Origin of the sequence: Peptostreptococcus porci (genome assembly GCF_009695815.1) — a bacterium.
GTDB lineage: Bacteria > Bacillota > Clostridia > Peptostreptococcales > Peptostreptococcaceae > Peptostreptococcus > Peptostreptococcus porci.
In genome coordinates this window covers 1-13,406 of sequence record NZ_VUNE01000001.1, presented here as the reverse complement: position 1 = coordinate 13,406, position 13,406 = coordinate 1, and the positions used below count along the sequence as shown (strand labels likewise).

12 protein-coding genes, 1 rRNA gene and 1 other annotated feature are annotated in these 13,406 nt (G+C 32.3%); all 13 genes read right to left on the bottom strand.

Annotated elements, in window-relative coordinates; translation table 11 throughout:
* Positions 1 to 533 precede the first annotated feature (533 nt).
* Entirely contained in the window at positions 534 to 1,304 is a 771-nt protein-coding gene (locus FYJ71_RS00065) for a TatD family hydrolase (RefSeq protein WP_154536822.1), read from the bottom strand.
* Positions 1,304 to 3,244 carry a methionine--tRNA ligase gene (gene metG / locus FYJ71_RS00060; protein ID WP_154536821.1) on the bottom strand — a complete coding sequence of 647 codons (1,941 nt, stop codon included), beginning with the start codon at positions 3,242 to 3,244 and terminating at the stop codon, positions 1,304 to 1,306. The genes FYJ71_RS00065 and metG overlap by 1 nt, the downstream gene beginning before the upstream one ends.
* 42 nt (positions 3,245 to 3,286) lie before the next feature.
* Positions 3,287 to 3,521: a binding site (T-box leader), on the bottom strand.
* A gap of 56 nt (positions 3,522 to 3,577) precedes the next feature.
* Positions 3,578 to 4,006 (bottom strand): Lrp/AsnC family transcriptional regulator, encoded by a 429-nt coding sequence (locus FYJ71_RS00055; protein WP_195836889.1) that lies wholly within the window; start codon positions 4,004 to 4,006, stop codon positions 3,578 to 3,580.
* A 55-nt stretch (positions 4,007 to 4,061) separates the two neighbouring features.
* Positions 4,062 to 5,498, bottom strand: coding sequence for a nicotinate phosphoribosyltransferase (locus tag FYJ71_RS00050; protein ID WP_154536819.1), 1,437 nt, complete (start codon positions 5,496 to 5,498; stop codon positions 4,062 to 4,064).
* Positions 5,499 to 5,960: 462 nt separating this feature from the next.
* Positions 5,961 to 6,656 carry an LrgB family protein gene (locus tag FYJ71_RS00045; RefSeq protein ID WP_331467977.1) on the bottom strand — a complete coding sequence of 232 codons (696 nt, stop codon included), beginning with the start codon at positions 6,654 to 6,656 and terminating at the stop codon, positions 5,961 to 5,963.
* A gap of 11 nt (positions 6,657 to 6,667) precedes the next feature.
* Positions 6,668 to 7,006 (bottom strand): CidA/LrgA family protein, encoded by a 339-nt coding sequence (locus FYJ71_RS00040; protein ID WP_154536818.1) that lies wholly within the window; start codon positions 7,004 to 7,006, stop codon positions 6,668 to 6,670.
* 172 nt (positions 7,007 to 7,178) lie between these two features.
* The gene (rsmI, locus tag FYJ71_RS00035; RefSeq protein WP_154536817.1) at positions 7,179 to 8,018 is read right to left on the bottom strand and encodes a 16S rRNA (cytidine(1402)-2'-O)-methyltransferase; all 840 of its coding nucleotides are present in this window, start codon (positions 8,016 to 8,018) and stop codon (positions 7,179 to 7,181) included.
* A gap of 12 nt (positions 8,019 to 8,030) precedes the next feature.
* On the bottom strand, positions 8,031 to 8,780 hold the full coding sequence (locus FYJ71_RS00030) for a tRNA1(Val) (adenine(37)-N6)-methyltransferase (protein ID WP_154536816.1): 750 nt from the start codon (positions 8,778 to 8,780) through the stop codon (positions 8,031 to 8,033).
* 8 nt (positions 8,781 to 8,788) lie between these two features.
* Positions 8,789 to 9,676, bottom strand: a complete 888-nt coding sequence (locus FYJ71_RS00025; protein ID WP_154536815.1) for a PSP1 domain-containing protein — start codon at positions 9,674 to 9,676, stop codon at positions 8,789 to 8,791.
* A complete protein-coding gene (locus tag FYJ71_RS00020) occupies positions 9,676 to 10,614 on the bottom strand; it encodes a DNA polymerase III subunit (protein ID WP_154536814.1) in 939 nt (312 codons plus the stop codon). Before FYJ71_RS00020 ends, FYJ71_RS00025 begins: the two co-directional genes overlap by 1 nt.
* A 164-nt stretch (positions 10,615 to 10,778) precedes the next feature.
* Positions 10,779 to 11,468 (bottom strand): dTMP kinase, encoded by a 690-nt coding sequence (locus FYJ71_RS00015; protein ID WP_154536813.1) that lies wholly within the window; start codon positions 11,466 to 11,468, stop codon positions 10,779 to 10,781.
* Between the two features lie 170 nt (positions 11,469 to 11,638).
* Complete coding sequence (locus tag FYJ71_RS00010; protein ID WP_154536812.1) at positions 11,639 to 13,180, bottom strand: aminotransferase class I/II-fold pyridoxal phosphate-dependent enzyme; 1,542 nt, start codon at positions 13,178 to 13,180, stop codon at positions 11,639 to 11,641.
* Positions 13,181 to 13,292: 112 nt separating this feature from the next.
* A 5S ribosomal RNA gene (gene rrf, locus FYJ71_RS00005) occupies positions 13,293 to 13,406 on the bottom strand; the annotation flags it as partial.

Here is a 13,406-nt window from a genome sequence, read left to right as displayed (position 1 = left end):
TTTTTCTTTTTTTAATCATTGCTTAATTATATTAATTTTAGTAAAATTATGACTTATTATAAAACATCCCAAACATATTTGCAACTTGTACCAATTTACAAAAAAAGAATATTTTAAATGCATTTTTACTTAAAAAATAATATTTTGCAAAAAAAAATAGCATATTATTATGCTTATTTGTTAGTTTTATCTATTATTTTAAAAATATTTTATATTTCATTTTAATGATATTATTTTCATTTCCTAATAAAAATATTCATTTTTTCATTTAATTTTTTAAATAACGTTATATTATATATAATATTTCGTATAAAAATTGTATTAATTTATAATTAAAGTTATATAAATAAAATGTATCTATCGCTTATTTTATATAAAAGAAAAATATTGTCGGAAACCTTAAATCGATTTATTTCTATCATCGACGATAAATATTAGACAACTGATATTTATACAACAAAAAATGCCATAGGTAATTTCACTTATCTATAGCATTTTTTATATTTATTTTATGTTTTTTTATTTAATTTTAATTATTTAATTTTAAAAAATTTCATAGCATTGTCTTTTGTGACTCTGCAGACTTCCTCATATGAAATTCCTTTTTCAAGTGCTATCTTTTCAGCAACATACTTCACCATAGATGGATCATTTCTTTTCCCTCTAAATGGTACTGGTGCCATATATGGAGAATCTGTTTCTATAAACAGCCATTCAAGTGGTATTTCCTTTGCAACTTCAACAGTTTTCTTATTATTTTTAAAAGTGACAGTTCCTGGAATTGATATGTAACAACCTAACTTTACATACTCCTGTGCCAACTCTAATGCACCACTGTAGCAGTGAAGGACACAACCAGTATCTTTTGCCTTGTACTTCTTTATTATTTCAAAAGTATCACCATGTGCATCTCTATCATGAACAATAAATGGAAGTCCAAGCTCATTTGCCAATTCAATCTGCCTAATAAACCATTTTTTCTGATCTTCTCTTGGTGACAAATCATAATAATAGTCCAATCCTATTTCACCGATGGCAACTACTTTTTCATTCTCTTTTGCCCACGTTCTCAAGGTTTCTATATCAGACTCGGTCATTCCAGATACATCATGAGGATGAACTCCAACAGCACTATAAATAAAGTCGTATTTATTTGCCAATTCTATTGCCGATTTTGATGTTTCCATGTCTGCACCTGGATTTACAACCAAATCAACTCCAGATTTTCTTATATATTCGATTGCCTCTTCTCTGTCTTCGTCAAATCTGTCATCATTTAAATGAGCATGTGAATCAAAAAGCATTATCTCACCTCTGCTCCATCTTTGGCACCTGTAGCTTGTGGAATAATCAAATCATCTCCATCGTCACCTGCTGCCAAAATCATACCTTGTGATTCAACACCTCTTAGTTTTACAGGCTTCAAGTTGCATACTACTATAACTTCTTTTCCGACCATATCCTCTGGCTTATACCATTGGGCAATTCCAGACACAATCTGTCTCATCTCTGAACCAATTTTTATTTGAGATACCAGTAGTCTATCGGCTTTTGGATGAGGTTCACATTTTACAACCTTTCCTACTCTTAGCTCTACCTTGTCAAAATCATCTATTGTTATTTCAGCCTTATGCTCTAAAGGTTTTTCCTGATCCACTATTTTTTCAGCAAACAAATTTTCCAGTTCTTTTATTTCAGATTCCACATCAAGTCTTGGGAATAATACTTTTCCTTTATGCACCTTTGTTCCATCCGGAATCAAACCGAATGTATCACAGCTTTTCCAGCTATATAGCTCATCTTTCCCTTTTATCCCTAACTGATCAAATATTTCCATTGCAGTAGTTGGAAGAAGCGAACTAAATAAAGTCGCCGCCAATCTGATAGATTCACATAAGTTATAAAGAACTTTGTTTAGCACATCTTTATTGGCATCATCCTTCGCCAAAGCCCAAGGCATAGTTTCATCAATGTATTTATTTGTTCGCCTTACAAATTTCCAAATGCTTTCTAGTGCTTCATGATACATCAATTCATTCATCTGCTTTTCAAAGTCAACTCTGACTTCCTTGTATAAATCGATCAAACTATCGTCAAACTCTGTCTTTGCATCATTTTTTACAAGTATTCCATCATTATATTTTTCAACCATTGAAACAGTTCTACTCACAAGATTTCCAAGATCGTTTGCCAAATCGAAGTTGATCCTATTTACAAAGTTTCTATGTGTATAGCTACCATCTTGACCAAATGAAAATTCTCTCAACAAGAAATACTTAAGCGCATCTACTCCATATCTTTCTATCATTGGACCTGGATAAACAATATTGCCTTTTGACTTACTCATTTTATCATCAGCAAATAATATCCAACCATGACCAAACACCATCTTTGGAACTGGTATATCAAGTGCCATTAGTAAAGCAGGCCAAATTATCGTATGGAATCTCACAATTTCTTTTGCAACTAATTGAACATTAGCTGGCCAGTATTTCTGATAAAGTGTTTCATCATCACTCATATATCCCAAAGCAGTTATATAGTTACAAAGAGCGTCCACCCAGACATAGATTACGTGTTTTTCATCAAAAGGAACCTTTACGCCCCAATCAAATGAAGTTCTAGTTACAGATAGATCTTCTAAACCTGGATCTAAGAAGTTCTTAATCATTTCATTTTTTCGGCTTTCAGGTGCAACGAAGTGTCCAGATTCGAATAAATCTCTTATTCTATCTTCATACTTCGATAGCTTAAAGAAATACGATTCTTCTTTGACTATTTTTGTTTCTCTACCACAATCAGGACATCTGTTCCCCTCTAACATTTGAGATTCTGTCCAAAAGCTTTCACATGGAACACAATAGTTACCCTCATAAGATCCCTTGTAGATATCGCCTTGTTCATATAATTTTGTAAATATCTTTTGAATTGCGTCCGTATGTCTCTTTTCCGTCGTTCTTATGAAATCATCATTTGATATTTCTAGTTTCTCCCAAAGTTTTTTGATCTCAGCAATCTGTTCGTCAAGAAAATCAATTTCCTTCATACCTGCTTCTTGTGCCTTTTTTTGAATCTTTTCCCCATGCTCGTCAGTTCCTGTAAGGAATCTAACATCATAACCACAAAATCTCTTAAATCTCGCAATTGCATCAGCAGCCACAGTCGTATAAGTGTGACCTATATGCAACCTTCCACTCGGATAATATATAGGCGTTGTAATATAAAATGTTTCTTTTTTTGTCATAATTTTCCTCCTAAATAAAAAATCTCGCTCCTATGAATTTACCATAGGGGCGAGCATTAGTCACGGTACCACCCTAATTATTGAATTACTATAATATAAAATTAAATTAATACAATCTCTCTTAGATTTAACGCATCGTCAACGCATGCCCTTATTTCTACAGAAACTCAGACATGAGGCTCCAAGTCCATCTTCAATATTCTTACTGTATCGGTTCTCACCAACCACCAACTCTCTTAAACATCAGAACATCTACTCTTCTCTTCACAGCCAAATATTTAATTTTGCATTTATTAATTGTATTTTATATCATTCACAATAAAAAGTCAATTATTATAATATTGATTTGGCTTGAACCGGTGTTGAAAGTATCACTGAAGTTTTTGTTCTACCAAAATCCTTCAATCCGTCAATTACATTCTCTAACTCATCCATATTTTCAACTATTACTTTTATTAGAGAACTATCATCACCTGTGATGTGGTGACACTCAACTATTCTATGATCGCCCTTTACCTTTTCGATAAATGCATCATAAGCAGTTCCAGGAAGAGAAACATTTATAAATGCCTTAATAGCTCTTCCCATTGAATCAGGATTTATTATCGCTTTGTAGCCTGAGATAATTCCTGCTTCCTCTAGTCTTTTAACTCTTTCTGATACCGCTGGAGATGTTAATCCCACCGCAATACCAAGATCTTTCATCGAAATTCTACCACTATCCTGTAAAATTTCAATAATTTTTGCATCTGTTGAATCCATTCTTTCTTCATAAGATTTTTTTGTCATTTTACCCACCTACTTTACATAAAATATATTAAAATTTCTTTTTAGAAGCCACCATATTGTTTTTCAACTCCCAAAGCTTCTGAGATAAATCCACCTTGTAAATATGTGGATTTTTTATTCTCTTATATTGATCCCAAATACTTTGAAGTTCTTCTTTTGCGTATTCCTTTATTTCATGTACTGTTTTTTTCTCTCTAACGCATTTCCCGTCCTTAATCAGCGGAACTAGCATTTCTCTTATTGTATATTTTTCAAAAACCTTCCTCTTCCAAGTATACACTGGATCAAATATCTCCAAAGGAAGATTTTCATCAATTGTTTCGTCGTTTAACATAATAAGATCGGCTTCAGCCTTTCCATAAGAGTTATATATTCTCACAACCTTCTTATATCCGGGATTGTTGATTTTTTCGGGGTTTTCAGAAATTTTAATCTTTGGCATCAGCTCACCTTCTCTTGATGCAGTGGCAGCCAGCTTATAAACTCCTCCCAATGACGGATAGTCATATGAAGTGATAAGCTTTGTTCCAACTCCCCAAGAGTCTATGCAAGCACCCTCTTGTTTCAATGAAGTTATCATGTACTCATCAAGGTCATTTGAAGCAGTTATCTTGGCATTCGGATAACCCGCATCATCTAAAATCTTTCTTACCTCTCTGGATAAGTAAGTCAAGTCTCCTGAATCAAGTCTTACCCCTACAGGCTCATAGCCTTTTTCTCTAAGTTCATCAAATACCGTAATGGCATTTTTCACTCCACTTTCCAAGACATTATATGTATCAATAAGCAATAGGCAATTATCTGGATAAATCTCCGCATATGCCCTAAATGCATCTAATTCTGTATCAAATTTTTGCACCCAGCTATGTGCATGTGTCCCTGCCACAGGTATATCAAACATTTTTCCAGCCAAGACATTAGAAGTTGCAGCACATCCACCGACAACCGCAGCCTTTGCACCATATAGCCCAGCCTCTGGACCCTGAGCACGTCTTAATCCAAATTCCAAAACCGCATCCCCTTTTGCCGCATTACAGACCCTTGAGGACTTTGTAGCTATTAATGACATAAAGTTTATCATCGATAAAATCGCTGTTTCTACCAATTGTGCCTGATATAGAGGTGCTTTTACTGTTAGCACTGGTTCATTTGGAAACATAATGCTACCGTCTTCAACAGAATAAATATCACCTGTGAATTTAAAATTTTTTAGGAAGTTTAAAAAATCATCATCAAATATATTCAAAGATCTCAAATATTCAAGATCGGCATCGGAAAATTTAAGATTTTGAATATACTCTACAACTTCATCCATTCCAGAAATAATAGTATACCCACCATCGCAAACATTTTTTCTAAAGAATACATCAAAAACTGACATATCATTGTGGTTTCCACTTTTGTAATATCCATTTATCATAGTTAATTGATATAAATCAGTTAACATGGTTAAGTTTCTTGACATTTTTCTCTCCTTGTCTCCTAAAAATATCCCAAAATACTATACCTTATAATATTAAGTGATTTTAACTAAGTCTATTCTATCATAAATTTAATAAAAATACCATTTTATTTATTATTTCTGGAAAATAATCGATGAAAATAATATAAAAAATATCTTATTATTAATGAAAATGTATTCCTTATTTAAAGTTGTTTTCTTAAGAATAATATTTTTTTTGGTAAAAAGCAAATTTTGGTTTAAAAAAATTTTTTTTAATAAAAACAAAAAAATGAAGTATTTATCAACAATACTTCATTTTTCTTTTTGTCAATTCATAAAATTCGGACAATTCTTATTAATATAAAAAATATCAAAAAATTTCTTTATTAATATTTTTATATTTTGGGCAATGTTTTATTAATTAACAAGTAGTACGAACTCCCACCAAATTTATTAAATTAAATCATTTTAATAATATTAAAACTATATCAGATTTGCAAATATAGAAACAGCAAAAACCGTTAAAATTCCTGAAACAGCCAATGATAAACCACTTATCGCACCTTCTAGCTCTCCTATTTCCATAGCTTTAGACGTTCCCAATGCATGAGAAGATGCACCATATGCAACTCCCTTGGCAATCGGATGCTTGATGTTGAATTTCTCTAAAATAAACTCTCCCATTATATTTCCAATTAAGCCAGTTATTATAATTATTGCTACAGTTATTGAGACAACGCCATCCAGTTGCTTTGAAATATCCATTCCTATGGCAGCAGTTATTGACTTTGGCAACAGAGTTACATATTCTTGATGTCCAAGTTTAAAAACTAGTGATAATACAAATACTGTTGCAGCACTAGAAATTATCCCAGAAATTATTCCAGACATAATCGCCAACCAGTTGTTTTTCAAATGTTGAATCTCCTCATATAATGGAATTGCCAAGCAAACCGTCGCTGGTGTTAATAAGAAACCAATGTATTTGGCTCCCTTATTATAAGTGTCGAAATCTATATCAAAAAATACCAAGATTCCAATTACTGCCATTCCAGAAATCAAAATAGGATTTGCCAGAGGATGCTTCAATTTTCTCTTCAATAAATCACCTATATAAAACGTAATAACAGTCAAAATTATACCAAAAAATACCGAACCGACTATAGCGTCTTTCATCATATCATCTCCATCTATTTAATTAGTTTTTCTGTAAATTTCCCAGAAACAACCATCACAATAATCGTTGAAACGAAGGTAATGACTGCCACTGGAATTAGAATAGGATACAGTCTATCCCATGCTGTTACCAAACCAACTCCTGCTGGAACAAACATTATCGGCATGTATTTTATCAATACCTTACCTACATAATCTACACTTTCAAGCTTTATAACCTTTGTCATCAATAGCAAAAGCATCAACAGCAAACCATAAATACTTGACGGCACTGGAAAAGGCAAAAATCTATGCATCATTTCGCCAATAAAACTGATAAGTGCAATAATTAGCACCTGCTTAAATAATTTCAAATATATCACCACTCAAAATAAATTTGGCGCACCATAATAAATGCGCCATATACATTATATCAAACTATAGATATTATTCAACCATCTTCAAGGAATAATCATATTATTTTCGAAATAATTTTATCCCTATCTATAAGTCTGAACCTTGCCTTTAAACTTCATTTCTGTTTTTTTACAGGTCTAGAGCTTGTTTATAAACTTCATTTTTATTTTTTCCTCTATCTTTTGCTACCTTTTTTATAGCATCCTTTTTTGAATACCCGTTCTCTATTAATTTACAGACATAACTTCTATCATCAAGCTCTTCATATTCATTATCAGTCTCGCTGTTTTCACTTAGCTTGTTTCCATCTAATATTATTATGTACTCCCCTCGTGGTTCATTCTTTTCATAATATTCGATAGCTTCCTCTACAGTGACCCTCATATATTCTTCATATTTCTTCGTCAATTCCCTGCATATTGCAATTTTTCTATTTCCTAGACAGACATTTATCAGTTTTAGAGTGTCTTTGATTCTATGGGGTGATTCGTAAATTATCATCGTTCTCTTTTCATTTTTTAACTCTGATAGTCTTTCTTTTTTTCGTTTTTTATCTCTTTCCAAGAAACCCTCAAATACAAATTTATCAGTATCCATTCCAGACCCAATCAATGCGATAACAAAGGCACTGGCACCAGGTAGAATTTCTATATCGACATCATTGTCTATACATTCTCTTATAAGTTCTTGACCTGGATCGGATATACCCGGCATACCAGCATCACTTACAAGAGCAATATCAATGCCTTCCTTTAATTTTTCAATTAAGATCTGCCCCTTTGAATTTTTGTTATGCTCATGATAACTGGTAAGAGGTTTGCTTATCTCGAAATGATTTAATAATTTTATCGTATGTCTGGTATCTTCAGCTGCAATTAGGTCTACCTCTCCAAGAATACGCAAAACTCTAAAGGTTATATCTTCCAAATTCCCAATTGGCGTAGGACAAACAAAAAGCTTTCCACTCAAGATTTACACCTCCTATTCAGCCACACTAACGTTTGAGTATATATCTAAAATTTCTTTGGTATACTTGTTATCTTCGCCGTATACATACAATGGTTCCAGAATTTTTGATTCTGGCTTTGCATTTTTTACATACTCCATCAAAACTAATTTTGGTGCCTTATTGGCTTTCGAATGTACAAATCGAATAAACTTTGGCTCCAAATTATACTGTCTTCCATAGCATATCATATCGACCAACCTAAGAGGTCTATTTATCATAAAGAATCTGCCATTTGGTTTTAAGAGATATGCAGCACCTCTGATTACGTCTTCCAAATTACACAAAACTTCATGTCTCGAAATTGCTTTTTTATCATTTTCGTTTATCAGTCCATTTGAATGCATATATGGTGGATTCGATACTACCACATCATATCTGTTTTTCTCAAATGAATCTTGAACGCATTTTATATCGCATTTTACTATTTCGATTTTTTCTTCTAAATCATTAAGTGATACTGATCTCCTTGCCATATCGACCACTTCATCCTGTATTTCCACTCCTGTAATTCTTTTCGCATTACTCTTTCCCGAAAGCAATATGGGTATAATCCCTGTACCAGTTCCCAGATCTATTACCTCAGCATTTTTTTTAATCTTACAGAAATTTGCAAGTAATACAGCATCTATCCCAAAACAAAACCCATTTATATTTTGAATTATCTTTAGACCTTTAAATTGAAGATCATCAATTCTCTCATCTTCAAAAATATCGACATTCATATATACCTCTATTTATCCTGCTCTAGTTTTTTTAACTCTTCTAATGTTTCAGAATCTAAACCATCAGCTATACTGTTATCTTTTTTGAACGACTTAATAACTACATAATCACCCTGAGATAAGACTCCAACACTTTTATCGTCATACTCCACTTTTATATTTTCAAGAAGATAATTCGATTCAATTACCTTCGCATTTCTATCACTAAATAAATCTTTTACTATCCAACCAGCAGCAGGCATCTTTTTTATTGCCTCATTGTATCCCTTTGCTTCATATTTTAAGCAACAGAATAGTCTTCCGCAAACACCCGAAATTTTTGCTGGATTAAGTGAAAGGCCCTGATCCTTTGCCATCTTTATCGAAACAGGCATAAACTCACCAATCCATGTTGCACAGCATAGAGATCTGCCACAAGGACCTATTGCATTAATTATCTTTGCTTCATCTCTAACTCCAATTTGTCTCAATTCAATTCGTGTCTTAAAAATCGCAGCCAAATCCTTGACTAACTCTCTAAAATCTATTCTGCCTTCTGCTGTGAAATAAAATATCAACTTATTTCTATCAAAAGTATATTCACAATCTATTAAAAACATATCCAAATTATGCTCTTTTATTTTTGTTTCACATATTTCAAATGCATCCTTTGTTTTTATTTTATTGTCAGCATAGACATCCTTGTCTTCTGAGGTTGCCAATCTTATAATTGGCTTTAAAGGATTGACAATATCTTCCTCAGGAACAAATTTTGGCTCTATTACTACCATTCCAAACTCAAGTCCTCTTGAGGTTTCAACTATTACATCATCACCTATATTTAATTCTAGTTCTGTGGGATCGAAGTAATAAATTTTACCCACAGGCTTGAATCTAATTCCTACTATTTGTACCATTAATTCACCACCTTATAAAAGCTCTCAGCCATTGAATTCATTGTTGTATTAAAATTACAATTGGCATTTATTTTCTTCTCTGTATCCATGACTACATCCATTAATTTCCCAAGCTTAGACAAACTAACCCTCGATGAAAGCCTACTAACAAATTCTTTATCATCTTTGTTTATTATCAAGTCAACATTCCTAGTTTCTCCAAAGACTATCATATCTCTCATATATAATTTAATAAATTCTATAAAAAAGCCAATTTGGGAACTATAGTTTTTGAGATATTCGCTTGTCCTAGAAAGCTCGAAAATATCTCTCTTATCAATAGCATTGCTCAAAATAGTTTTTACAATATTTCTGATTTCGACTATTTCTTCATTTTGAGAAGTCTCCAATGCTCTTTTTATGCTTCCTCTTGAAAGAATTGAAGAGACCTTTGATATTTCTTCTTCTATTTTTCTAGAAATCAAATACTCATGTACTTCAGAAATACTCAGAGGAGAAAATTTAATATCCAAACACCTCGATCTTATAGTTTCCAATAGAACTTGCTCATTTTTAGTTACAAGAATTATTATACCATAACTTGATGGTTCTTCTAAAGTTTTTAATAAAGCATTCTGAGCTTGCAAGGTCATTTTTTCGGCATCGTTTATTAAATATATCCTATAGTCACTCACTGGATTTAAATTTATGCTGGAATTGATAGCTCTAATTTTATCTATTTTTATACTATTTTCCGATTTTTCTGGCTGAATAAGTTCAAAATCCGGACTATTATCAACACTAACGCCGAGCAACCTACTGGCAAACTCTTTGGCAATTATACTTTTTCCAGTGCCCTCTGGTCCAGAGAATATATAAGCATTAGACACATTATTCGATTTTATTATATGTTCTAGCATATTTTTTTCCCTTTTATGACCAATTATATTTTCAAACATTTTCTACCCCTTTTTGTCATTATTCTATTACAGATTTATCATTTCTAAATTACCGACTTATATTGCATATCTATACTACACATTTACCATTTCTAAATTGCCGATTTATAGTGTATATCTATACTACATATTTGCTATTTCTATATTTCAAATTTGTCACAGCTCTATTTTAGATGATTTGATATTTTCTCAATAATACTATGATGTATCTCCTCTACACTTTTCATTTCTCCCAATTCATCCACGCAGTCTACGATATTCCACGAATACTTTTCAGCAACGTATTTTGAATTCATATATGTTCTCTCCAAGTAACCCTTATCCCTTTCATGAATATCTTTTTCCGACTCATTTGTGAACTTATTTTTTCTTGTTTCAATCAGCTTTTCAGTTATATCGACCGGAACATCCAGAAAAAAAATCTCATCTGGAGTCGGTAGCTTGTATAACCCAAACTCAAAATCGTACAACCATTTCAAAAATTTATCTTTTTCTTCATTATCGTTCATTTTTGAAGCCTGATGAACCATATTTGACGTAGTATATCTGTCGGCAATAACAATACCTCCACTTCGATAAAAATCTTCCCATTCAGTTTTGTAAGACGCATACCTGTCAAGCGCATAGAAAGTAGATGCTACATATGGATCGACATCATCAGCTCTTCTACCAAAATCACCTCTTAAATACATTTTTACTACAGATGATGCCTCAGATTTATAATTTGGGAACTCTACCTTGATAACTTTATATCCCTTATTTTTTAAATAATCATACAATAATTGGGATTGAGTAGCCTTTCCTGATCCATCAGATCCACTTTCTATGACGAACAATTTACCATTCTTATTCATTAATAACTCCTTTATTATAAAAATATGTTCCTTGCTATTTCATTTTATTACTCTTTTTTGCTCTTTTCATTTTATAGTTTCCATTATTAATACTTTATTCTAAAAATCTCACTTATCTCACTTTTCATATTTATATTATTTTATATTATTTATCTCACGTTAATCTCACTTCAATCGCAATCAACTATCTGTATTTTTGAAAAGTCACTACTCAACATTCCATTTATTTCCATATTTATTTCTCTAGCTTTTACAATAAAATCGATAATTTCTTCACTGATTATCTCGCCTGGAGCGATGATACACACTCCTGGTGGATATGGTATAATAAACTCTCCACATACTTTTCCTACTGATTTTTCAATATCAATAGATACCTTAGTGGCATCAAATGCATCTCTAGGAGAAAGTCGCCTATCTGGAATTACTGAAGGAAAGTCTAGATCGATTTTTTTGCTCTTCTTTAGCGATTTTATACCGTCATCACTCACAGACTTGTCCTCCACTCCGCCATAATTGACTTTTTCATCATATCCAAAGAAACCATCATACTCATAATTATCATCTGAATTTAGAGTAAACATATTTTTCTCAACTATATCATTCATAGCATCATACAACAAATCAAAATCCTTCTTTACATTACAAATGCTGCATAACATCAAAATTCCAGAGTAATTTGACATTTCAACTTGAATGTTATACTTGTATCGCAACAATTTCGCAAAATCGTGACCATTTATGCCCTTGTCTATCGTATTTATAAATATCTTAGTTGGATCAGATGTCTCGAAGATTTTATAGTTTTTCACTTTTCTTTTAAATATGTATATATTATTTAAAAGATCCTCCATTAGTTTCTTTCCAAACTTTTCTGTCTGTTCAACACAAATTTCAATACTCGACATAAGCAAGTATGATGGGCTTGAAGATTCAAATATATTAAGTGATGAGGACAATTTGCCCATTTCACTCCTATTTATCCTATCTCTATTAACAAGCAATACTGATGCCTGAGTAAAACAAGGCAAAGTCTTGTGTAAGCTTTGTATGACGAAATCCGCACCAAAATAAACACTTGATTTCGGGAAAATATCATGAAGATTAAAATGTGCCCCATGAGCCTCATCCACTATCACTCTCATTCCATATTCATGAGCTTTGGCAATAATATTCTCTACATCAAAAACCATCCCATAATATGTAGGTCTCGTAATAATCACGACACTCGCATCTTTGTTATTTTCGATTGCTTCTATATACTCACGTTCTTCAACGCCAATAAAAACTCCTTCTTTGGATATATTTTCTCCCACAAAAATTGGTTTTAAATCCGAAACCAGACACGAATTATAAACGGATTGATGGCAACCTCTATTTAATATTATTTTATCACCTTTTTTGACGCTGCAAAATATTGAAGATTCAATTCCACAGGTACTACCATTAACCAAGTATATCAAATCATAATTATCTGACTCTGGAAACAATACTTTTCTAGAATTTATCTGAGATTGCTTAATTATACTTTTGGGGTTATGTAGGTTGTCCGTACCATAAATTTCTGTTGTGTCGAACTCATAAATATCTGAGAAAAATTCTTGATATTCTATTTTTCTGGGCAATCTTCCATATTTATGACCTGGCATATGAAAAGATACGATATTTTCTTGTCTAATTTTCTTTACTGCATCATAAATAGTTTTATTCATATTTCCACCTCGTCATTAATAAATTATAATTATATTCCACATTTATTACTTGAAATCAATACACTCTTAACTTTTTTTATAAAAAAAACCCTAGCATAAGCTAGAGCTAATCACGTGGCTATGTCCTATTCTCCCAGGCAGCTTCCCACCAAGTACCTTCAGCGCTAAAGAGCTTAACTTCTGTGTTCGGAATGGGAACAGGTGTATCCTCCTCGCTATAATAACC